The organism is Hymenobacter cavernae, from assembly GCF_014641455.1.
GTDB classification, from domain to species: Bacteria; Bacteroidota; Bacteroidia; order Cytophagales; family Hymenobacteraceae; genus Hymenobacter; species Hymenobacter cavernae.
Map to the genome: position 1 here is coordinate 1 of NZ_BMHT01000014.1, position 23037 is coordinate 23037.

At 51.1% G+C, this 23037-nt stretch carries 20 protein-coding genes and 1 pseudogene; 13 read left to right on the forward strand and 8 right to left on the reverse strand.

Annotated elements, in window-relative coordinates:
• Window positions 1-944: 944 nt before the first annotated feature.
• Window positions 945-1679: a hypothetical protein gene (locus IEX74_RS22395; protein WP_229755426.1), complete on the reverse strand. Its 735-nt coding sequence runs from the start codon at window positions 1677-1679 to the stop codon at window positions 945-947.
• Between the two features lie 111 nt (window positions 1680-1790).
• On the opposite strand from IEX74_RS22395, the gene IEX74_RS22400 reads away from it, so the two are divergent.
• Both IEX74_RS22400 and IEX74_RS22405 read left to right on the forward strand, forming a co-directional pair.
• Window positions 1791-5477, forward strand: a complete 3687-nt coding sequence (locus tag IEX74_RS22400) for a CHAT domain-containing protein (protein WP_188816328.1) — start codon at window positions 1791-1793, stop codon at window positions 5475-5477.
• Window positions 5478-5775: 298 nt separating this feature from the next.
• The gene (locus IEX74_RS22405; RefSeq protein WP_188816329.1) at window positions 5776-6435 is read left to right on the forward strand and encodes an NHL repeat-containing protein; all 660 of its coding nucleotides are present in this window, start codon (window positions 5776-5778) and stop codon (window positions 6433-6435) included.
• A gap of 23 nt (window positions 6436-6458) precedes the next feature.
• On the opposite strand, the gene IEX74_RS22410 is transcribed toward IEX74_RS22405, so the two are convergent.
• On the reverse strand, window positions 6459-6695 hold the full coding sequence (locus tag IEX74_RS22410) for a helix-turn-helix domain-containing protein (RefSeq protein ID WP_188816330.1): 237 nt from the start codon (window positions 6693-6695) through the stop codon (window positions 6459-6461).
• A 178-nt stretch (window positions 6696-6873) separates the two neighbouring features.
• On the opposite strand from IEX74_RS22410, the gene IEX74_RS22415 reads away from it, so the two are divergent.
• From IEX74_RS22415 to IEX74_RS22425, 4 genes and pseudogenes are all read left to right on the forward strand, one after another.
• The gene (locus IEX74_RS22415; RefSeq protein ID WP_188816331.1) at window positions 6874-7368 is read left to right on the forward strand and encodes a GNAT family N-acetyltransferase; all 495 of its coding nucleotides are present in this window, start codon (window positions 6874-6876) and stop codon (window positions 7366-7368) included.
• A gap of 196 nt (window positions 7369-7564) precedes the next feature.
• Window positions 7565-8239, forward strand: a complete 675-nt coding sequence (locus tag IEX74_RS22420) for a recombinase family protein (RefSeq protein ID WP_188816332.1) — start codon at window positions 7565-7567, stop codon at window positions 8237-8239.
• A gap of 403 nt (window positions 8240-8642) precedes the next feature.
• Window positions 8643-8687 (forward strand): annotated as a pseudogene (locus IEX74_RS23555) (hypothetical protein); the annotation flags it as partial.
• A gap of 19 nt (window positions 8688-8706) precedes the next feature.
• Window positions 8707-9141 (forward strand): integrase core domain-containing protein, encoded by a 435-nt coding sequence (locus tag IEX74_RS22425; RefSeq protein WP_188816333.1) that lies wholly within the window; start codon window positions 8707-8709, stop codon window positions 9139-9141.
• Window positions 9142-9221: 80 nt separating this feature from the next.
• On the opposite strand, the gene IEX74_RS22430 is transcribed toward IEX74_RS22425, so the two are convergent.
• Complete coding sequence (locus tag IEX74_RS22430) at window positions 9222-9671, reverse strand: hypothetical protein (protein ID WP_188816334.1); 450 nt, start codon at window positions 9669-9671, stop codon at window positions 9222-9224.
• Window positions 9672-9682: 11 nt separating this feature from the next.
• Entirely contained in the window at window positions 9683-10426 is a 744-nt protein-coding gene (locus IEX74_RS22435) for a ParA family protein (RefSeq protein ID WP_188816335.1), read from the reverse strand.
• Between the two features lie 765 nt (window positions 10427-11191).
• On the opposite strand from IEX74_RS22435, the gene IEX74_RS22440 reads away from it, so the two are divergent.
• Complete coding sequence (locus IEX74_RS22440; protein ID WP_188816336.1) at window positions 11192-12124, forward strand: replication initiation protein; 933 nt, start codon at window positions 11192-11194, stop codon at window positions 12122-12124.
• A gap of 298 nt (window positions 12125-12422) precedes the next feature.
• On the opposite strand, the gene IEX74_RS22445 is transcribed toward IEX74_RS22440, so the two are convergent.
• Window positions 12423-13181 carry a DUF72 domain-containing protein gene (locus IEX74_RS22445; protein ID WP_188816337.1) on the reverse strand — a complete coding sequence of 253 codons (759 nt, stop codon included), beginning with the start codon at window positions 13179-13181 and terminating at the stop codon, window positions 12423-12425.
• Window positions 13182-13355: 174 nt separating this feature from the next.
• Between IEX74_RS22445 and IEX74_RS22450 the strand changes: the two genes are divergently transcribed.
• Window positions 13356-13622 (forward strand): GAF domain-containing protein, encoded by a 267-nt coding sequence (locus tag IEX74_RS22450; RefSeq protein WP_188816338.1) that lies wholly within the window; start codon window positions 13356-13358, stop codon window positions 13620-13622.
• 187 nt (window positions 13623-13809) lie between these two features.
• On the opposite strand, the gene IEX74_RS22455 is transcribed toward IEX74_RS22450, so the two are convergent.
• Window positions 13810-14868, reverse strand: a complete 1059-nt coding sequence (locus tag IEX74_RS22455; RefSeq protein WP_188816339.1) for an RtcB family protein — start codon at window positions 14866-14868, stop codon at window positions 13810-13812.
• A 308-nt stretch (window positions 14869-15176) separates the two neighbouring features.
• On the opposite strand from IEX74_RS22455, the gene IEX74_RS22460 reads away from it, so the two are divergent.
• The 4 genes from IEX74_RS22460 (at window position 15177) to IEX74_RS22475 (ending at window position 18495) form a co-directional block, all read left to right on the forward strand.
• A complete protein-coding gene (locus IEX74_RS22460; protein ID WP_188816340.1) occupies window positions 15177-15692 on the forward strand; it encodes a hypothetical protein in 516 nt (171 codons plus the stop codon).
• Between the two features lie 624 nt (window positions 15693-16316).
• Complete coding sequence (locus tag IEX74_RS22465) at window positions 16317-17237, forward strand: hypothetical protein (RefSeq protein WP_188816341.1); 921 nt, start codon at window positions 16317-16319, stop codon at window positions 17235-17237.
• Between the two features lie 215 nt (window positions 17238-17452).
• Window positions 17453-17959 (forward strand): hypothetical protein, encoded by a 507-nt coding sequence (locus IEX74_RS22470; RefSeq protein ID WP_188816342.1) that lies wholly within the window; start codon window positions 17453-17455, stop codon window positions 17957-17959.
• 80 nt (window positions 17960-18039) lie between these two features.
• Window positions 18040-18495 carry a hypothetical protein gene (locus tag IEX74_RS22475; protein ID WP_188816343.1) on the forward strand — a complete coding sequence of 152 codons (456 nt, stop codon included), beginning with the start codon at window positions 18040-18042 and terminating at the stop codon, window positions 18493-18495.
• Window positions 18496-19091: 596 nt separating this feature from the next.
• Here the strand turns inward: IEX74_RS22475 and IEX74_RS22480 are convergent.
• Window positions 19092-20261: a low temperature requirement protein A gene (locus IEX74_RS22480; RefSeq protein ID WP_188816344.1), complete on the reverse strand. Its 1170-nt coding sequence runs from the start codon at window positions 20259-20261 to the stop codon at window positions 19092-19094.
• Window positions 20262-20541: 280 nt separating this feature from the next.
• Between IEX74_RS22480 and IEX74_RS22485 the strand changes: the two genes are divergently transcribed.
• Entirely contained in the window at window positions 20542-20871 is a 330-nt protein-coding gene (locus tag IEX74_RS22485) for a hypothetical protein (protein ID WP_188816345.1), read from the forward strand.
• Window positions 20872-20977: 106 nt separating this feature from the next.
• On the opposite strand, the gene IEX74_RS22490 is transcribed toward IEX74_RS22485, so the two are convergent.
• On the reverse strand, window positions 20978-23035 hold the full coding sequence (locus tag IEX74_RS22490; protein ID WP_188816346.1) for a T9SS type B sorting domain-containing protein: 2058 nt from the start codon (window positions 23033-23035) through the stop codon (window positions 20978-20980).
• Window positions 23036-23037: the final 2 nt, after the last annotated feature.

Consider the following 23037-nt stretch of genomic DNA (forward strand, 5'->3'; position numbering starts at 1 on the left):
CCCGTCACTTGCCTTTTCGGTTACGAATCCGAGGGCTGCAGACCGGCAAGTTAAGCTAGTGGAACACAGACCTGAGAGTATAAATGGAGTTCTGCAACAGCCACGGTTCTTTTTCGAACGCTTTTAGCACCCGCCTAAACGGCCTCGAAAACGCTGTTTTTCGGGGCTATTATTTGATAGGTAATCTGAACACCTACACTGGCGCTTATAACGTTTCCGCTTGCTCGGTTCCGAAGCGCGGCGTGCCTAGTCTCCGTAAAAGCACACATAGGTGTGAACCTGCTCTTGGCTTTGGGTTAGTAGGGTGATGAGCTCGTCCACTACCGGGCGGGGTTCTAACTCCCGTAACAGGCGTAAGTCCGTAAGCAACTCCTGCTGTTGTAGGCGATTGAATGTGGTATTCCCATAAGGGTCCAAGTAGCGCAGCATGCGAAAGGCCTCGTTATCCAGGTTCACCCCCGTCCTAAACTCTTCGCTTAGCGAAGCGATCGGGTGTTTGTTCTCGTCCTCCAAGATGACGGTCCAGCTCATGTGGGCCAAGATAGGCAAGGTGTGGAGAAGGTCCCAAGGAGCGAGACTTCACGGTTGTGCTCTGCGAAAGTAGCAGGTGGTGCTGTAAGCCGAATATTTTGTGCGCAAAAAAGGGTGTCCAAAACAGGCTGAAAAAACGGCGTTTCCAGCTTGTATTCACATCCTCTGAAAGTGCGTAGAAACCGGCCGGTTGTTGGGGGCATAAAACGAATGTTTATCGGAGGGTATTCAGTAGCTTTATAGCAGATGAATAAGCAGGTGAAATTGAAAGAATCATGATAAAATCAGGAGACTCTGCTTCATTTAAGTTCTGTATCGAAAACTTTCTTAAGGGCAAATCAGATTTCATGGATAGCAGCATATATTTTATTATAAAGAAAAAATATAAATTCTGCTAATGTAAAATATGATTATCAGTTTAGCAGATTGTCAATGCTTACTTCTTCAAAAGCATTAATCTCCGGAGTATTTCTGCCACGAATTGGAACAAAACTCGGCTGTCTACTATACCAAAGGTCTGTCACCTTGTAACATGAATATAGAGGCGATAGCTCTGTACTACCAACTATTTGCAACATCTTGCCTCGCGTAGATTTTACTGTTAATTCAACATTGGGGTCTGCAAGTGATGCCCCCTGTATATTTACTTTTGCATCTGCTTGTAAAGTAACCCCTGATGAACTATCGTTGGATATGATTACAGTTGCTCGTCTTGCAGTGTAAAGTGATTCAATCAAAATCCAATCTTTATTCCACTTATCATCACGGTAAGTTTTTAGAATTTCTTCAGCGACCCTGCTAAGTTTATCAAGACGGTGCATACGGAGCCCAGATGCATTAAAAACAAAAGCACCTTCACGAGAAAAATCAATCGTGATTTCGCCTTTAGCACTCGAAGGAGCTGACATGCCTGCTGAAGTTATGATTTTGGTGCCTTCCGTTGAGGTATATTGTATGTCTTGTTCCGTTTGGTCGGACATTACGTCACATTGAATACCGAGCTGTGTCAATGTGGTTTCGAGCCTAAAGCGCCCATTTTCCAACACTCCTACATCTCCTATAGCTATAGGATCACCTGGAAACCAAGTGGCAAAGAATCCAAGATTCTTGTGCATTTCTTGCTGGTATAGTTTTGCTGGACTTGCCATGTATTTCTCAAGATTTAAGTTTTGGGAAGTTACCCAAGCATATGGATGTAATTGCGTCACTATATTACCTCATACTTAATACATTCTTTCTAACACCTTATTATTTCGACTATGAGCGCCCCTGACGTAATACAATACCAATTGTTGCTTGATATAATCCTTGGTTATCCTAATGACAATCAAATAATTATGTATTTTGTTAACGATAGTTCCCTTTTGGATAGGACACTCCTAGGAGCGTTGGCAACTAGAATGAATCTGGATGAAGCGTTGCTCCGTCATCAAGAGCTCTATCGATTACTTGATACTTTACTTATTCGTAAAACATTAAATGAGTACGTGAACCTGCCTAATGGAGAAGCAGGTAGTTATATCATACATCATAAAGAACTCTTAACTCAAGTTGCTTACAGAGAATTAGAAAGCTTGTTAACTCAGTATATTTATAGTCCTAGGTTACATGCTAATCTGCTTAATTGCCAAGTCCAATTAGCTCAAGCAGCCGCGCAAATAATTATATATAGTACCGAATGGCTGGATAAGAGGTTTTTACTTATAAATGGCTTGCCTTGGCTTACACATGCTAGTGTATCAATCTACTTTACTCAACTTACTGCACATGAACCTAATATGGCAGAACGAGTAGAGGTGATTAAAGAAGCTATAAATCAGTGCGTCATTCTTGGTAGTGAGGCTACTGTTAAGGAGATTGAGCTGAGTGCTTTGATCGAAAGGATCAACGAAACTGCAGGGGATGCTCGCATTCCTCTAGTACGACGTGCATTAGAGTTTATGCAAGATAGGCGAGACCGTGAGTGGGCATCTTTACAGCTAAAACTAGGACTTAGTTTAAAGAATTCTTCCTCTGGCGACAAAGCGCGAAACATAGAGGCTGCTATACAAGCCTTTGATCAAGCATTAAAGATTTACAATCGTGAGCAATATGCTGAAGATTGGGCTACAACTCAGACTGCTTTAGGTAATGCTTACATTAATAGACTCTCGGGCGACAACGCAGAAAATATCGAGAAAGCAATTCAAGCATACAAGTTGGCTTTAGAAGTATTTACCCAAGAAGAGTATCCAGAAGGATGGGGAAATACACAATTTAACTTAGGTAATGCATACGGTGATCGTATGGAAGATAGGGCTCTGAACATTGAGGCTGCTATTCAAGCTTACCAAAACGCATTACAAGTATTTACCCATGAATATTTTCCAGAAAGAAGAGGACGTATACAAAACAATCTAGGTAACGCTTATTTAAAACGCTTAGAAGGAGAGGAAAAGGAAAATCAAGAGCTCGCTATTTGTGCCTTTGAGCAAGCCTTACAAATAGCTGCTTATAGAGATGATGCTCAAGAATGGGCTAGAACTCAGTTTAATTTAGCAAACGCCTATCATGGCCGTGTTAATGGCACATTAGCGGAGAACATAGAATGTGCTATAAATGCCTATAAACATGCATTGGAGGTGTATGGTCTGGATACTCATTCCGAGCAACTAGCTAGTGTTCAACAAGGATTAGGCAATGCTTACCTAGCACGACAACAGGGTGAACGCTCCCAAAATTTTGAAGACGCTTTAGACGCTTATAACTCTGCCTTGCAATTCTTTACCAAAGAGGATCATCCTGAGCGATGGGCCAGCATACTGAATAGTTTAAATCACCTATACATATACCGTTTACGAGAAGATTGGGAACAAAATCTAGAAAAGGCAGTTGCTGCGTCTAAATCAATTTTAGAGGTTTTTACTCGTGAGAGTAACATAAAGATTTGGGGGAATGCTCAACTTAGCTTAGGTAATGCTTATGCTAAACGTCTGCTAGGGAATCGTTACGAAAATTTCACACTTGCTCTTGAGGCGTACGATTTAGCAGCACAAGCATACGGTCAGGATCAAGATTTTGAGAAGTGGGCTGGTGTACAGATAAATATAGGAAATATCTACTTCGAACCTTTAGAAGGAAATCGGTTTCGAAGTGTAGAAGATGCTATTAACGCGTATACACTAGCTCTTCAAGTATGCACACAAGCCCATTATCCTGAAGATTGGGCTATAATACAAGTTAATTTAGGTGCTGCTTACAGATGGCGTCTGCAGGGGGAACACTCTAAAAATATAGAAGATGCTATAATTGCATATAAGTCAGCCTTGCAGATATATACAAAAGATCATCATACCCGATTATACTTAGATGTTTCCTATTACCTGGGAGAGTTATTGTATGAAGACAAGCAGTGGTTCAATGCAAAAAAAGCCTATGAAGATGCTCATGATGCGTTAGTTCTATTACGTGAAGGGACACACAGACAGGAGAGTAGAAGTTACTTATCGCGAGAAAACGCTGAACTCTATGCAAATCTTATTCACTGCTGTTTACAGCTAAATGACTATGCAGCAGCTGCCACATACGCACTATCTAGTAAGAGCCGTACACTTACTGAATTGATAGCAGGAAGCTCCTCATCCCTTGATGAATTATTATCTCAAGACCCTGCACTTCGAGCAGAATGGCTTCCTATACAAGAGCTTCAAGATGAATTGGATTCTTTGCTTGAACCTCTTGGTGCCTCTGCTCCACTTACAACAAACCGGTACTGGCAAGAACGGCAAGCAAATGGCGTTGATACTCGAATTGCATTGTTGAGACAGGAGATTAATCAGCGTAGTGATACACTATTATTTCGTTTTCCTGTGTTAGCCAGTGTTCAGCCTTTGCCACAGTTGTCGGCTGATCAAGTTCAAAAACTATCAGCAGAGTTGGGAGGTGTACCGCTGATTGAATATGTTCAACATGGAGGTGGTTGGTGTGTTTTCGTTATCACACCTGAAGCTGTACACTATGTATCATTAGCAGATAACCTCTTAGAGCTTCTGATTGATGCGCTTGAGGCTATTATAGCAGATACTTTTTGGATTCAGGGTGGACAACTGGTTGATCAGTCAACTAGCTTGAAAAACATGTATTCCTTACTTATAGCCCCCTTAAAGGCATGTATTTCTGTTATAGGTCCGCTATTATTGGCTCCTACAGGCCCACTTCATTTAGTGCCATTCCAAGCGTTGGTTGACGAGCGAGGGCGCTACTTGAGTGAAGATTGCGCAATCAATTTTGTTCCTAGTGCTGCTACGACATATGTACTTTATAGTCAAATTAAAGCGCAGAGTATAGAACAGAATAATGCAGCAAAGCAGAGACTACTCAGCATTGCATACTCAGACGCTAATGGTAACTACTTACCTAGTGTAATATCCGAGGCTAAAGCTATATGCAAGCACTTTACCGAAACTATAGAATTACTAGAAGATGAATCTTTACCAGAACAGGTAATCCAAGCTACTAGCCAACCCTTTGAAGTAATACACATCGGATGCCATGGTAGCTTCAGCTACGCCAGTCCTTTGGACTCAGGTTTACTTCTGGCCCAACAGCATCTACTTACAATCAATGATATTCGATTACGTGTCCGTCTGCAAGGGCGACCATTAGTTACGCTTAGCGCTTGTCAGACTGGTCATACCCGGCCGGAGCGAGCTGATGAAACGAATGGATTGTCTTGGGCCTTTTTAGCAGCAGGCGCATCAGCTGTAGTCTCTAGTCAATGGTCAGTAGCTGACGATGCTACTCGCGAATTGTTTGAAGCCTTCTATGCGATCCGTCGCCAAGCTCAGATAAGTAATGCTGAAGCTTTACGTCAAGCTATACAGCATCTTCGGCAAAAGCTAGATTATCAGCAGATTCCTTTTTTCTGGGCTGCTTTCCAGGTGATGGGGTTACCACTATCAGCTTAATTACTCAACCATACACCGCTAACGAGATGAAAGAAGTAGACTACTTTCAGGTATTTGCGGCCGTTTTTCCGTTTGGAGGAGCTTATATCATTATATAAACGAGGCTCATGATATGGTACACTAGTCAACAAGTCAGACTAACGAGTACTACGGCCAAGCTTGTATCATTTCACAAACGCCCGTTTGTGAAATAGTACAGTCTTGGTGTTCGCAGTACCTTGCTCGAAAGATACCGGCGAAAGATTGTGTAGGCTTTCTGGTAGTATTTGCTGGTCACTAACCAGGAGCGTTGTAACGGATGAAGAAGATCACTGCTGAAGCGGGCGCTTATGACTTGATCGTCGCAGAGCAGTGGCTGTATTATCGGGTGCAGCTGACCCGCCGCACGAGCAACCCCTATGCGTTTTTCAAGCATAACTTGGTGCAGAACATCGAAGTCAGCGAACAGGAGTTCAACCAAGCCAAGTACCGTGGGCCGCTCCCGCCCTTTCAGCTGGAGGAAGAGGTCGTCTTCTTGCCGCAGGGTAACACGCTCCGCTGCTCATTCCAAGAGTCCATCGTGCGGCTCTTCAGCCCGGTAGGCGAGTTGTTACGCACCCTACCCGAGTCGCTGACCGCGGGCGACACGATCTACAGCATCGCCGTGGATGCGCAGCAACACGTGTGGACAGCCGAACCCTCTTTTCACTACGTCGGGCAGTATGAGCTAGCCACAGGCCAGCGGCTCTTTTCTCTCGGCGGCAGCTATGATCCGGGGGAGTTTAACCATCCGGAAGACATCCGCATCGATGGCCGCTTTGCCTTTATCAGTGATATGGGCCATGAACGGATTGTGTGCCTCGACACGCAGACGAAAGCGCTACGGACTTACCGCACCTTCACACAACCGGTGTGGCAGTACCGGCGCTGGCGCGACCAGGAAGTGGTGCGGCTGCAGGATGGCCTCTATGTATTATGAGCGGAGCAGCACAGTGCTATTGGCTATTCTGCCTGCAGCTGCGTCTGCAGCAACAGAAAGAGTTCCGATCCCTGTACCTGTAGGGCGGCCGCTAAGCGCAAGATCGTTAAGAGGGAGGGTTGTTTGCGCCCCGTTTCTAGTTGAGAGAGAAACGTACGATCGAGCCCTGCCTCTGCGGCGAGGGCTTCCTGCGAGAAGCCACGGGCTTTCCGCAAAGTCTTGATGACCAACCCAAATGCTTTGACGGGATCGTCGCTCATAGCAGCGGCAAACTACCAGGCGGACTCAGCCCCTTGTTGTTGTCAATAGTCTACAAAACTCCTATCTTGGTCGCTCCTAGTAGCCTTTGTGTAACCACCCTCATTTGCTTTCTTTTAGCGATGAGGACTTCCACCAGGGCGCTAGGAACCCATTTTTCACCCATCAACCTTCTCTTGTATGAAGCACGAAACCTTAATGGCCATTATTGACCGTGCGAATGGTCAACCGGTGGTCCAGGTACCGGCCTTCACGTACTTTGCCATCGCTCCTCACGTAGAGGAAGCCGAAGTCGAGGTGCATTACACCACCAAAACCGTGAATGGCCCTATATACCATTCGGGTACCCACACCATCTTCTTAATCCGCAATAACGACGGCATCTGCGTGGCCGCCATCCAAGACGCAGGCGAATGGGACTTACACTGGGTGGTGGACCCCGCCTACCGCGGGCAAGGCCTACTCACCGCCGCACTCCGAAACGAGCTTCTCCCCTACCTCTTGCGAAGTCGGCCCTGGCAACAAGTGACCGTGAGCTACGGAGTAGCCGCCGAATACTACCAAGCCAGCCAGAAGGTCGCCCGGCGAGCCGGCTTCACCGCGATCAGTACCACGGACGACGAAGTGGTCTACCGCATCACGGCCGAGGACCTGGTAGCCAACCCGGTTTCCTAATCTTCTCCTTCCACGCGCGTCCTGCCTGATGCCCGCTCCTACTCCGAAGCCCACCGCTGTGTTCAGCGGTGGGCTTCGTGCTTTTTAGATGGGTTTTGGCGGGGTTGGACATTATATAAAGGAGCGTTTAGAAAATGTCCAAGAACCGTACTTTTGCGCGACAGCTACCCTTTCCCCTTCCCCTAGTCTGCTTGCTATGCCCTACGTTGCCTACTACCGCGTGAGTACCCTGCAACAAGGCAAGAGTGGCTTAGGCTTGAGCGCCCAGCAGCAGATGGTGCGGGCATTCGTCAAGGCGGAAGCCGTGTGGGGGGAGTTCGTGGAAGTGGAGAGTGGCAAGACGGCTGAACGCCCGCAGCTGCGCCAGGCGTTGCAACTGGCCAAAGCCCGCGGGGCGGTGCTGGTGATTGCTAAGCTCGACCGGCTGAGTCGCAACGTGGCCTTCATTGCCTCCTTGATGGAGTCGGGGGTGGAGTTCGTGGCCTGTGATCAGCCCCAGGCCAACAAGTTTACGGTGCACATCTTCGCCGCCTTGGCCGAGCAGGAGCGCGACATGATCAGCGAGCGCACCCGCCGGGCGCTGCAGGTGCTCAAGAAGCAGGGCAAGCAGCTGGGCTCCCCGCAGAACCTGACCGTAGCCGCGCAGGCGCAAGGGCAGGTCGCGCGGCAGCGTAATGCCCGTCAGCACGAAGGCAACCGCCAAGCGACGGCCTTGATCTTGGCCCGGCTGGGGCAGGGGCATAGCTACAACCAGATTGCCCAGGAATTGGGACAGTTAGGCTTTCGCACGCGGCGCGGCTGTGGCTTCACCCATAAACAGGTGCAACGCCTGGCCCAGCGGGCCCAAGAAGACCCGACCGGTGGTCAGTAGCTGCTGCAGATATCGGGCTTTTTCAGGTGCAATTGCAAGCCACGCGCTGCGCGAGTCGTGGGGCTACCGCCCAGTAGTGTTGCGAAAACGGTACAAAAACAGGTTAAAGCATTGACTTTATTGTAGTTAAGGAAAGATTCGTGAGAATGGGCGTGCGAAAAGGGCCGAAAACGACGGTTTTGTAGCGTTTTCGATACGTTTCGGCGCGCTCTTGAAGCGATTATTCCGGTGTTGGAGGGAAGAATGCCCGGCGGCGCCGCGCGGTAGCACGTTCCCTCGTCTTGTGTCCCCCTCCTGTTCTTGCGTGTTTGTTCCCCGCACGACCCAAAGCGAGCACGGTCCGCGCGTGGCGGCGAATCACGTGCTAAACCAGCCCGCGCCCACCGCTGCCGACCAGGTATGGGTGAGCGATATCACCTATTTACCGCTGCAAAATGGGTCGTGGGCGTATCTAGCTGCGTTCCAGGATGTCTACACCAAACGCGTGGTGGGCTGGCAGGTGGCTGGGCAGTATGCCCGAAGAACTGGTCGTGAGTGCCTTGCGTCGGGCCTTGCTGAGCCGGCAGCCAGCGGCCGGGCTTGTCATCCACTCCGATCGGGGCGGGCAGTACTGCGGCAACGCCTACCGACGCTTGCTCACGCAGCGGCAACTAGTGCGTAGCATGAGCCGCCGAGGCGAGTGCTATGACAACGCCCAAGCTGAAAGTCTCTGGTCGCGGGTGAAAACCGAAGTGTTGCTGGGCCGCGCTGCTTTTGCTTCGGTAGCCGAGGCGCAAGCCGAGCTGGCGACGTATTTTGACTACTACAATCACCAGCGACGACACTCAACTCTGGGCTACGAGTGTCCACATACCTTTGAACAACAAGCTCTTCTATCTAAGACCCAACTCTGTCTCACCTAAGCCGACCACCTCAAGTGTACGTTACACTGCCGCTTCTGAAAAATTTTATCGTGCTATATTCTCCGTTTTTTAAGAAGTCCCTATTTGGTAATGCCGCGGCGAATACGCTGCTTACGGGTTTCTTCCTGCTGCCTGATATGAGCTGGTCGCTCTTCAATGGTTGCCCCCTCAAATAATCGGTCTAAGGCCTCATGCAAGGCCTGTTTTTGCGTGTACTCATATTGTCCGTTAACCCGTTTGGTGTGCACGAAATCCTTGAGACGGTTCATATACTGCTGTCCAATGATAAAAGTCTGACGTACATCTACATCTTCACCTATAACACTATCATTTTGTGCCATGATATCAGTACCTATGTTACTAGTATCAATAGTGTTACTAGCGTTACTAGTGTTATTACTTGATTGCATAGTCATTGATTCATCATTAGCAGATACCTTCTCCTGCTCTAGAAAATCAAGGATATCCTTTTCAGAGTTACGCTTCGGCAGTTCCACCTTAGGCGTGAGTTGTTTGAACGATTTGGCCATGAATTACCGAATTAACGAGTCAGAATTTCTTTTACCAGGGTTTCATAGTCCGCGGCGCCGGCACTAGTTGGCGCATAGCTGAAAATATCCTGCCCCAGGTGTGGTGCCTCGCCAAGGGCAATAGCCTCGCGGATGGTGCTGGTCAATACCAAATCGGGATACTTATCGCGCACCACTTCCGCTGTTTCGCGGCGTAGTACTTTACGGGAATCAAAACGAGTGAAGAAGATCCCCCCAACCTTCAAGCCTGGATTTAGTCGGCGCTTCACTCTTGCCACCATTTCCAGCACTTTCTCTAGACCTTCAGTAGCGTAGAGTTGCGCCTCCAGCGGGATATAAAGATCCGTGGCACAAGCGTAAGCATTGAGGGTAATCAACCCTAATGCTGGTGGACAATCGAGCAGGATGTAATCGCACCGCTCATGCAAGGGTTCAAGCAGATCTTTGAGTAGGAACTCACGATCCAACTCGTCGCCCTTTACTTTCTCGAAGCTGGACAGGGTCGGTGAGCCAGCTATAAGAGCCAATCTCTCTTGGATGGGATAGGCCTTCACCTTATACTCGTGCAACAAGGCTCCATACACGTTGAACTCGGCATCTAATAAGCCCAGTCCATGTGTCAGATTAACTTGAGGATCCAAATCAACCAGCAGTACTCTGTGTCCAGCCCTTGCTAAGCCCGCGCCAATGTTCGCTGCGGATGTGGTCTTGCCCACGCCCCCTTTTTGGTTGGTAAACGCGATAATCTTGCTCATACGGCAATACTACAACAGAATCGGTATTATATCCATGGTATAGGGTAATACCACTGTTATGCATCTTACTCTTGTTACATGTGTTCCGTGTATTATTAGTGTTACTTATGTTATAAGTAAATAACATAAGTAACACTAGTAATACACGGAACAATTCCTAAATGAGTATTTTCAACATAGGTGTGGTACTAAGCCAAATAGTTTCAGCTTCAATCTCTACTCACACCAATACTACTGGCTTCAATTACCGCTCAGTTCAGTATCTGCTCCATTGCCAATCTATTCTTGGAGCCACGGATAATAGGTAAATACTTATAAAACGTGGTTTTTAGAGAATAAGCTTATAAAATGTGAGAATAACCGATTTTTATTTAAATATACATAAGAAAAGTACAATCGCTGAGGTCGTTTGTACGATGCATATTGTTTTTGCTTGTTTGTTGCTTGTTCTGAAAAACCACGTTTTATAAGCCAAACCAATATTCTAAAAGCTAATCTGATCTGCTAACAACAATATTGTGAAAACTTGTAATATTTATCTATTTGCAGAGGGTGTAACTCATTGATTAACAGAAGTATATAAGAGTAATAAACCACTTTTTATAAGTTTTATACCACTTTTTATCAGTGAAGACGCACTTTTTATAAGTGAAAAACCACGTTTTATACGTCTAACCACCACTTTTTATAAGTGAAAAACCACGTATAAAAATACTAGTGGTTTTATACTATAATTATTTATCTTGGCGAGCAACTTCCCTTCATATGACCCAAGATAGCACGCAGTTAAAGGATTTGGCAATTCGCCAGCACAACGCTATTACCACCGCGCGGTACGATTACTCAGCTTGTCAGCTTGACATCCTGTTCTATGTGCTATCCAAGTTGAAGAAGGATGACGGTCCCGATACACAGTATTGCATCTACGTCAAGGATATTGAGAACCTAACGGGGCGCAGTTGGAACTATCAGCAACTACGAGAAGCCACCGCTGATATGGGCTCGCGTATGTTCGAAGTGGAAAACGCTCAGGTCTACAAGCAGATCTGGATGTTTCAGAAGGTAGAGTACATCAAGGGGAAAGGGTATCTAGAAATAGAGCTATCCCGGCACATCCGGCCTTATCTCTACGAATTAAAAGACAACTTCACCTCCTATCAGCTTCATTCTGCCCTTAAGCTGACCAGCAAGTACGCCAAGCGTATTTATCAGCTAGCCAGCCAGTGGAAAGACATTGGGGAAACCAAGGCCTATGACCTTGAAGACTTCAAGCTAATGCTCAAGCTCAAAGATCCTGCAGGCAAGGAGCCGGAGCAGTTTCAAAATATCAGTCAACTCAAAGCTAGGGTGCTCGATATTGCCGTGCGTCAGATCAACGAGCACACAGATCTACAGATTGACTACCAACTACAGAAGAAGGGGAGGGCCTTTACTGGAGTACGCTTCTACGTACGCAAGCAACAGCCACAACAGCTACCCATTCTATTTACTGACACTCAAGATGACACCCGTACCCAGCTAGCTCGTCAACACCTGGATTCACTTGGTATTGTGCAGGCCGAGCTCATGCAACAAATCCTCAACGAGCCACGCTTGGTTGATGAGCTCTTCAAATTCATGTACAAGCTTAAGACCGATAAGGTGAAGGCCGATCGTAATCCAGGTGGCTTGTTTCTGAAGATGCAGGGGCTTCGATAGAACGAAAAACCACTTTTCATAAGCCAAGGCCTACTATTAGCTTATTAGGTAAAGTATGACTTTGAATAACATTAGTAATATTGATAATATTAGTAACATTAATAACACGAATGTGTAAATTTACCTGCACATTTATATGCTTTGGTATTTACTAGTTAAGGTGTAACTGTCTGCGCTCTTGCAATCTAAAGCAAGTAAATAGTAAGCAGGGTTTACTCAGACAGGCCCGCGCCGTGATTTACCACGACCTAGCCCTGGAAATCAGCGCCACCCTGCCCCCGGACGCGAGTCGTACGGCTCACGCCCGCTCCGCTACCAGCCGGTACAGGTCTTGGGCATTGTCAAAAGCGGCGCCCATGGTATTGTTGAAGTAGGCATACACGTCTTTCCCCTCTTGGAGGTAGTCGTGGATCTGCTCGGCCTGGTCGTGCAGAAAGTCGCGCTCGTAGGACTCGCGGTAGTTGCCCTGCGGGCCGTGGAAGCGCAGATAGACAAAGTCTGCCCCCTCGTTGAGCCGCGCGTTGCGGGCGGGACCTTTGTCGTGCAGCACGAGGCTGGCGCCGTGGTGGTCCAGCATATCAAAAGTATCATCTGCATACCAGCTTGGGTGGCGGAACTCAACCGCTTTGCGCCACTCGTGGGCGGGGTCTGCCGCGGCAAGCGCATGCAAGAGGGCACTGACCGCGTTTAGCTGACGAATGGTGTTGCTGGGCGGGAACTGAAGGAGCAGGCAGCCCTTTTTGGTGCCCAACGCACGTGCTGCCTCTAGAAAGCGGACCAGGCCGGAGAGGTCATCGGCCAGCGTCTTGGTGTGCGTAATATCGCGCCAAAGCTTGAGGGTAAAGTCAAACGCCGGGCCGGTTTCAGCGGCCCAGGCCGCAAACGTTTTGGGCTGGGGGATGCGGTAGAAGGTGCTGTTAATCTCCACCGAGTTAAACAGGGTGGCATAGTAGGTGAGGCGGCTCGTGGCCTGGTAGGCCTCGGGAAAGGTGGCCTTCGGGCCAGGCACGACGATGCCGCTGGTGCCAGTGCGCAGGGTGCCAAGGAGGGCAGGCATGGGAAGGAGTTATACGGGCGTTTCGGGGTATAACGTGCCAGGCTGTCTCGGCGTTTTCCCCAGGCGCATCTTCACAGGGTCCCAACGTATCATCTGCTGGTCATCGTAGCGCTCTTTGCAGGCCAGGCAGGGGGCGGCCGCTCGAAGGCCCTGCACGCCGCCGAAGGCAACGAGTTGTGCTTCTACGCCGGGTCGCTGCTGCGCCTGCCCGACCAGCGCCCCCTGGGCACGCGCTGCCTCATCGACCGCCGGCCGCGCACGTTCACCGCCGCCGAGCAACGGGTGCTCAACCTGCTGGCCGCACTGGTCAGCCAGGCCATTGCCCTGCGCCTCACCTGCCTGCCCAGCCTCGGGCAGGGCCGTCGCTTAGCCGCATTCGCGCTCAGCTACGCAGAGCGTAAGCACCCATATCTTTGCCCGCAGCGAAGCGAATCAGGGTAACTGATAACGTTCTGTAGGGGAGCGTTCACAGAACGTTATAGCGCAACGATAAACGTTATAACCTCTTCCGCGCATGTTCAATAGCTGCGCTGAGCTTAACTACTGGGTTGTTTACCTGTTCGAAGGCCATTGAGCCCACCAGCACCAGCACCTAGCACCTAGTCGTGCTAGGTGCTGGTGCTGGTGCCTACACACCCGTAAACTTCACCGTCACGAGGGGCCGGGTTTCATCGCAGTGGATCAGATGCGGTTGGGTGGCCAGCAATGCCCTAGTGTCTTTATAGGCAAAGTCGAACTCCTGCAGAATACTGCTGTCAAAGTCGCCCTGGCGGTTGAGCAACTCCGAGAAGCGGTGACGATAGGTATCCTTCTCGGCTTTCTTGAGCGAATGCCAGTACTTGAGCGTATCGGTGCGGCTGTAGCGGCGGCCTGCTCCGTGTGCGCAGCTCCACAGAGCGTGCGCGAAGGCCGGATGCCAGCGGTTGGGCTTGACGATCAGCGAGCCGCGGCTCATAGACAGCGGAATAACGACTTCCTGGTCGGCTATCAGCTGGGTACTGCCTTTGCGATGGATCACGCCGTCGGACGTGAATTCGAGCAGGTTGTGGCAGCTGTCGGCCAACACGGGCGTAGTAGCCCGTACATAGCCGTTGCGCAGCAGGAAGTCGTAGGTTTTCAAGACGAACTCCTCTCGACGGCTCGCTGCATACGTCAGCACCCGTCTATACTCCCGAAGATAGTCGGGCGTGGCCAACTCAAGCGGCAGCCACTCCTTTCCCGGATTATGCTGCTGCAACAAGCGGCAATTCTCTTGATAGAAGTAGATGCCCAGGTTGCGGCTACCCGTGTGCACCATCACGTACAGGTACTCCTGGGAGGTTTCCAGCGAGAGAAAGTGATTACCCCCACCCAGGCCTTCATCGGTCATGCCGTGCACCTCGCGCTCCAAGGCGCGATAATGCTGGGCTTTATCGAAGGGGCGTAGGACATCCTGTTGAGGGATGCGTAGGTAGGCCACTCCGCAGCCCAGATCCTTGCCCGTGACTAAGGGATAAAACACCTCCGTGGTGTGAAACGCGACCCCCACGGGAATGGAGCGTTCCGAGCAGTAATGAATATCAGGGAAGACGGCAATCTGCCCGATCGATGCTTGTTCCTCGTAGTGGAGGAGGGATTGTCGCGCGTGCTGCTCCACGTCGCTACGATCCGTAAAATAGACGGTGTTCACTTGGTCTTCTTTACGCAATAAGGAAAAAGGATGCGTGCCCGGGAGCAGCCGCAGAAAGGGCGCGCGAAAGGAGCCTCAGCATAGGCTCACCCAAAGATACGATAATTGACTATACCTTAGCAAAGTGCCACGTTCTAATAATAGAAGAAAGGATGACTATTCCAAAAATGCTCTTATAAGCAGCATTATGTTTATCAGCTTTTCCCAGAAAGCAGTTCTCGAGGTAGTAGGCCCATTTCTTCCTTTTGTCTACTTTAGCGAAGACGGAGAAAAGCAACTATCATTTAACAATCGTCGACTAACGGGTATTCCGACGAGCATAGCACGTGAATCAGCCCTTTATACCGAAACCCAGAATTCCTGCCGCTACTCGATTCTTACTAGGTCTGGCTTACTATAACTTGGTCGGCGGGCTGGTCGGCTTATTTCTACTCGTCGATGATTTAGCAAGAGCACCCGCCCCGACGACCTTCCAGCTGGGCAGCGGTCTTTATGGCGCCTGTACTTTTCTGCTCTCGATCGGTTCCTGCTTCCGCTATCAAAAACGCCATGATCCCACCCTGATCGGGATTTATGCCTTGCTCCAATTGCCCGTGGTGCGCTATGCCGGACTTAAGTATATGCTCAATAATGGCCTATGGATCACCTTGAGCCTAGACGCGTCTTCTCGCGTGGAGCTTAAACTCGATCATCTCTACTATGTTCTGTTCCGTGTAGCCACCACCAACCAAGAGGACTGGCTCTTTGGCCTAAATGTCGTCTCTGTAATCACGCTTTTCTATTTGTTCGTGCTCTATAAAGAACCAGCCGAGGATCCTCAGTTGAAGCAAGAGCAACTATAACGTTAGAAGTTAGGAGCTGCTACTTTACATAATTCGACTTATTGGACAATGATGAGGTGAACAACTTCTATTCACCAGTCAATCTGCTCTTCATACGCTCGATCTTGATAATCAGGGAAATCTCTCACCTTACGCAGCGATAGGTCCATTAGATGGAGCCGCCATATGGCCGCATGTGTTCCCCAAGGGTCAATCAGAAGTTGGACATCTGTAGCATCTATTAAGCGGAGCGCCTGAACATAACGCAGTTGTTCAGCTACTAGCTGTGTCACTCCTTGTGCTTTGCGCCAGACGGTGATATGCTCTCCGGCAACAAGGGCCCACTCACTGGTGGGACTAATACAGCCGCAAGTGGGGTCCCCATAGAAATCATCAACGAACAGGTGTTCCCCACTCCACTTGCAGATTAGTATAGCTGTCTCGAAGCTGTGCCCCAGTAGCAACTCCGAATTTTCAGCTAGTACGTGTAGGTTCGGGTAGTTCTTATACATTGAGATAGGATAAAAACAACTTATACGACAATCATAGATTAGGATTATTTTTAACTAGCGGCCACTTATTACTATTCTACATCGTCTATACGATAGTCTATGTTGGGCGATTGGTGATAGCTGTTTCTACTGTATGATGATCCACTTGCTTCGGACTAGCTTCCTGTTGTTGTTGGCTAGCGGTTTACGCTGTACGCCCGTATCGGATTCAGGTGCTAACGAACAGAAAACGCTTGTTCCGGTTCCTCCACCTACTGCGCAACAAACCTCCTCTGCTATCCGCCTACAGGCGGGTAGTTTAGCCAGCTATGTGGCGGATAGCCTCCTGCTCGTGGCCAACCGCGACGCGCATACAACTTCTTCGGGGCACTGGCGCTTGCTGAACGGAGCCGATGTACAGTTGGATTCGCTCGCCGAAACGTTGGTGAACGAAGAAGGCTCCCCTAAATTTTTGCTCTATGACATTGTCTACCCGGTGTTCCACCTGTATCCATCGGCTACTCCCGCCATAGCGCTCAATGCCTACTATCGCGCAGCGTACAGTGAACTGCTAGTTCAAGATACGAGTACGCCTCGCTTAGCAGCTTGGCTTCGGCAACGTCCTAGCGGGAAAAAGCGGCGGTATGATGCACAAGAGGCGGCGGTAGACTACCAAGTTCGACCCTATCTCCACAGCCTCTATATTACGGCAAGCCAAGATACCTTTCTGAGTTCCGTAGGGGCGTACACCTCCGAAGTGGGCAGCGGTAATTTATCCGGGTTGGCGATCTACTCCGTCCAGGTAACCCGTTCCATCCAAGACGTGGCCGTAGTGTTTGCCCAATCGCTAACCCGACAGCCATGGCCGGAATTGGATGAAGTGGTGCGCAAACGGGTGGGCGTTCCGTTTCTGCAACTACCCGACACGACTGGCTTCGCGTGTGACTACTTCTTTGCCCCACAAGGGCTACTCATTGGGGTGAACTGGGCGGATAAGAGCCAAGACGAAACAGAAGCCTTCTTCATCGAGATTCCCTATGCCACGCTAATGCAACGATTACAGAGGACTCGTTAATGGCATCTCACTTGAGTAGTTAAGAGAGCACTGCACTATATTGTACTACTTAAAGGCCTTGTGGAAAGCTTGGTAGTCTGATGTTCCCGGAAAAGTTGATGAACATAATTCGTGTTATAAGAACCGACCTTGGAAATATACAGCTAGATGATGACTGCCAATCCAGTCAGCATTATAGTATTTTTACGTTCAACTACTTTCTATTTTTACTCCCTATGTGGTCGCTATTGTCCACCCTATTACTCGCTACGTCCACACCCGTTGTCGCACCCGTAAGCTTACCTTCCTGGGCACAGACCTACTGGACCCAGCACGCGCTCAATACTCGTTTCCGCCTCACGGCTTATGCCAAGCCCGGCATCTTACAGGCCGACTTCAATGGCGATGGCCAATCGGACGTCGCCGTGTTGGTGACGCGCAAGACTACCGGGAGCCACGGTATTCTCATTCTACACCAAGGCCTGGGCGTTCATTACCTGGTTGGCGCTGGCTCTGCTCAGCAGCCAGACCTGCTGCACAGTGATTATGCCTGGGCGACGCAGTGTCAGGTGTATACCCGTCCTACCGCTGTGGAGGTGGTGTTTAAAGCAGACGGGGAGGTACTAGGCGACCGAACCATCCGGTTACGCCGTCCCGCGATTACCGTCTGGCAAGAGGACGAAGAAGGGGGATTGATCTATTGGGATGGCAAGCGCTACCGCTGGATCCACCAAAGTTGTTAGTGCTATCAACTAGCTCAACAAGCTCATAACGTTTTCTGAACGTTCTATCGGAAGACGTTATAAGCTTAACAATCACGTTCATGGCGGGAATTGAAATCCACGGCGACCTAGACAGCCCCTTTCTGACGGTGACGTTACGCGATATCTTGCCCTGCCTTCAGGCACCAGCAGCTATGCAGTGGCGTGTGTGGCGCTTGGAAGCGTGGTCGGCCACCGAGTGGACCCTTGACGGGCTCTCAGGTCAGACTTACGAGGAAGGAGTCGATGCTACCCCAGACGGGTACCCCATTACCCGAGAACAAATGCAACTGCTGGCTGAGGCACCGGCCCAACTCGTCAACCTCGTGTTGCTGGGCAGCACCAACTTTGCCACGGTGCCTAGCTTTGCCACGAAAGCGGCGCTGTATACGGCCTGCGAGTATGTGCTAGAATTCTTCGATTCCTCGTATGCCATTGTCTATAGCGTAGATGAGGCGTTTATTACGTGTTTACGGAACCGTTTAGCCGGCGTAAAAACGATTCCACAAGTGGCTTAACGGAACGCAAAGTGTGCCTGAGTGGAACAGGGGTTAGAGGGAGGTATAAGCCGGCCGTCAGCTTGGACATTTTGTAAACGGAGCCCTGTAAAGTGTCCAAGCCCCCTCCCTAATTTTCTCCCTTTTACCAGTTGCGAACGGGTATCCAGCCGGTTGCGTTAAGGTTCTATTCCTGCACCCGCGTTTTGGCTGCGGATGAGTGGTTCCAACTGCGCGGCATTGCGGACTATGTATCGTCTAAAAGGGACTTGGTCTTCGGGTACAAAGGCCTTTGCAAGGCCGATGCTATCGACTGGCTGTTTGCGCCACCCGTGTTGAACGAGGGGGTTGCTCTTCGCGTAAGCTTGAGCGAGCACCTCTTCGATGAGTAAGTGGATCTTTCGGCTGTTCAAGCCGTAGTGCTTCTCCTTTCCATTCCTGGTTATACTGGGTCCTGCCCTGTCCGAGAAGGTGTTTTTAGGGTATGCTCTGCTTAGCTACGAGGCACTCGTTGCCTTTCGCTGACGCTGCTTAGGTGCTAGTCGAGCGAACCCTAGCAGTTGGCCACCGCCTTGATCCATCCTAGCTGGGCCAGAAGAACACCAGAGGATAGCTCTTTATTCGTTTGGCGGCGGCTCAGCTTCTGACAGGTGGCTCTTTTCGGCCGCTACCAGGACCGGATGGGTGACGTAAACGTAGCCCAGCGCTACCACGTTCGTCAGCAGCAGACTCATCCAACTAGCCAGCGGGACCAGGGCCAGCCCCCAACTCACCGCCACCAGCGCGGCCGTGCTCAGGCTATACCGCCGCTGCCCTTCCGAGGCCAGCTGTGGGTAGCTGAGCCAGAGCAGGGACCCCATCGCCAGGGTAAGCCCCAAGGGGAGGAGCCAGACCTGGGGGTTGGCATGGAGCACCTCGAAGACGCCTAGGGCGACGGTGCCGCTGCCCAGGTAGAGGGGCAAATGCCCCAGCGCGTAGCGCAGCCCACTCTGATGCTCCTTCTGGACCAGCAGCTTGGTGTGGTGCTGGTAGTACCACCACCACAAGCCCACGCCTAGTACAAACCCATTGGCCGAGGTCAGCAAGGCGGGCCCCTGCCACAGTAGGTCGCCCAAGTCTCTGGGCAGCACCTCGATATTCTGGCTGACCACAATCATGGTAAACTCGCGCAGCCGACTGGTGAAGTGTTCTTGCGTGACGGGCAGCTGCTTGAGCAGCTGCTGGTGGAAGCGCGGCGTGATGAAGTCGACGAGCAGCCCCCCGACCTTCCACCACAGGCCATAGGTGGGCCACAGCCCGCCGATCACCCAGCCCAACCAGCCCAGCGAGTAGCCCGTCAGTAAGCCGCGCGCCAGGGGCCGAGCCTCTTCATCGGTCCAGTACGTGTAGGCATAGAGGCCCAGCAACAGCCCCCGGGCCGCTACGTAGGCCCAGGTGAAGCCCGCTACTTCCCCCTCCAAGGTCTGAGGCGCCGTCACGGAGAGCAGCACCAGCAGCAGCATACTCAACAGTAAGCTGCCTTGCTGCCAGCGGGAGTTGCGGTCAAACCGATCGAAGTACATCGAAAAGCCATTCCACAACCACCAGGCTGGTACAAAGACGGCGCAATAGTGCCCGTACGAGGGCAGCGTGACCGTCTTGGTGAACATGGTGGTGAGCTGCCCGATGAGCACGCCGGCCACTAAATCGTAGAAGGGCTCCAGCCAGCGGTCCACCGGCGTCTGGCCCCGCTCGTCGTCGGGGGCGTCGGCGGTGGGCTTTAGTTCGTGGGCACTCGCATCAGGCATGGGCAGGCAGGGTGTGGTTTGGGGCGCTGAGGCAGCTTAGCTACTACTTCGCTGCCCCAGAAGCACTACGACGGCAACGGGGCGTTGGTCGTAGCAAGCCGTATAACAACGAGAAGCCGCGATTGGCCTGAAATCCTTTTTTCGCCCCGTCCACTTAGCAACCGCTAGAAAATAAGTCTACGTTTACCAGCGCCCACTTTCTAGGCAAGCTGATGCGGTAACCGCTGGCTAGTAAAGCGTGGTCAGTACCTATTCGAGGGATTATTCTTGCGTATATTCTATGAAACAACTCCTGCTGCTGGTGTTCGCAAGTATCCTGCTGGCGCTGCCCACTCAGGCCCAGCTGTCTGCCACTCCTAGTGCCGCGCCGCTGTATGGCACGGCCTCAGTCGTACAAGGGGGAACGAACTACTGGTATCTTGCCTTGTGCGATGGCATTACGCCTAACCCACAATACCGGTACCTAGAGGAAAATGGCCAGAAACGGCGGTTTGCCGATGAGGCGGCCGTCTTGAATTACCTCTACAGCCTGGGTTGGGACGTGTTTCCTAATGGTACGCGAGGTGATGCGGCGGACTTTCGCTACCTGCTCAAGCGTCGTAATCCGTAGCCCTCCCAGCAGTGGACGTCTGGATAGTACGGCCGGTAGATTGGTAATTACCCGTGCGACAGGCTTCCTGCTCACGCCCCTTCACCCACTCGTAGCCGGTACGCGCTCACCGAATAACTTGCACCCAACCTTTGTAGGGAGTGGTCGTCGCCGCTGGTCGCAGCACATAGTAGTACACGCCAGCCGGGGCTTGTTCACCCCACGTGTTGCGGTAGTGAACGTCGTGGTACACTTGCCGTCCCCAGCGGTTGTATACCTCCAGCGTCCAGTCTTGTCCGGCGAGGCCTTGCACGACAAACCGGTCGTTAAGTCGATCGGCGTTGGGCGTAATTACATTCGGAATGTAGAGAATGGGCAGCGCCATGTCTGGCAGGGTACTCGTTGGCGCGTTTCGAACTCGATAGCTTGCCTGCCGGGTACAGCCACCGGCATAAGTAGCAGTGACGGAATAGGTGCCGGGTTGCTCCACGCTAATGCTGGGCGTCGTAGCTCCCGTACTCCACAGGTAGGAAGTAGCGCCGGTTGTAGCCGCGGTAAGCGCCAACGGGCGGCTATTAACCAGCAGTGAGTCGCCTGTAATCTGCAGCGTAGTTGAAAAGGCGCCGACCTGGTGCTGCACTGTGCGCGTCTGTCCATCGGCAAAGGTCACGACCACCGAGTAGGTGCCCGGTTGTGTTACGGGCAGCGTGGGTGTGGTCGCGCCCGTACTCCACAGGTAGGTGGTTGCGGCCGGCGTCGTAGCAGCGGTAAGCACTACCTGTCCACCCGGACACAGGCTCGTTGGACCGCTGATCTGCGCAGTAGGCGCTAGGTTGTTGCTAAGTTTAACGATCCAGTAGTCATGCCCCCCTTGTCCGACCTGGGTCTTGTCGCCCCCCAGGCCTGAGTCGGAGTAGCCGCCCAGTAAGTAGCCCCCATCGTTAGTAGGTTGCAAGGCATACAGAATTTCACCCATTGATCCTCCCAAGGTTTTATCCCACTGCTTGGTGCCGCTGGCATCCAGCTTGATGACCCAATAATCGTAGCCGACTCCTTGTGTACCTTGGCTCTTGTCGCCACTGATACCCGACATTGATAAGCCCCCCAACACGTACCCTCCGTCTGGCGTGAGTTGCATAGCACGCAATTCGTCCTGCCCCGTTCCGCCGAAGGTTTTGTCCCACTGCTTCGTGCCATTGGCATCGAGCTTGACGATCCAGTAATCGATAAGCCCTTTATTGGCTTGCGTTTTATCCCCACTAACGCCCGAAGTGGAAGCGCCGCCCAGCACATATCCCCCATCGCTCGTGGATTGAAGCGCATACAGGTAGTTATAGCCCACCCCACCAATAGTTTTATCCCAAAGCTTTGTGCCGTTGGCATCAAGTTTAACAACCCAGTAATCCCACTCTCCTTTGTTTGGTTGAGTCTTGTCCTCACCTAGGCCCGAGCTGGAGTGGCCCCCTAGCACATACCCCCCATCCTTAGTCGGTTGCAGCGCGTACAAATAGTCGAAGGCTGTCCCCCCAAAGGTTCTATCCCATAGTTTGTTGCCTTGTGCATCGAGCTTGATGATCCAATAGTCAAATGCGCCCACGTTCCGTTGCGTTTTGTCACCACTGATGCCTGATCTGGAGCTACCACCTAGAAGATAGCCGCCGTCCTGGGTGAGCTGTAGCGCAGTCACTTGGTCGCCGGAGGCTCCGCCAAAGGCTTTGTCCCATTGTTTGTTGCCTTGTCCATCAATCTTAACGACCCAGTAATCATAGCCGCCCTGGCTTGGTTGCGTTTTGTCCCCGCTACTACCGGAAAGGGAACTGCCGCCCAATACGTACCCGCCGTCGCTAGTCGGTTGAATAGCAAACAACTCCTCTGCTGCCGTTCCTCCATAGGTTTTATCCCACTGCTTGTTGCCCTGCGCATCGATCTTCACAAGCCAGAAGTCCGTTGCTCCTTTACTAGCTTGGGCTTTGTCCCCGTTGAGACCCGAGGAGGACTCCCCACCAAGCAGGTACCCCCCATCCGGGGTAGGTTGCAGAACCCGTAAGTTGTCTTCCCCGCTCCCACCAAAGGTCTTGTCCCACAGCTTGGTGGGTGCTTGCGCACGAGCTAGCCGACTACTGGCTAACAGACCTACTAGAAGATAGAAAATGCACAGCCAAGACGCACGGGTAAAGAGGAGCATCG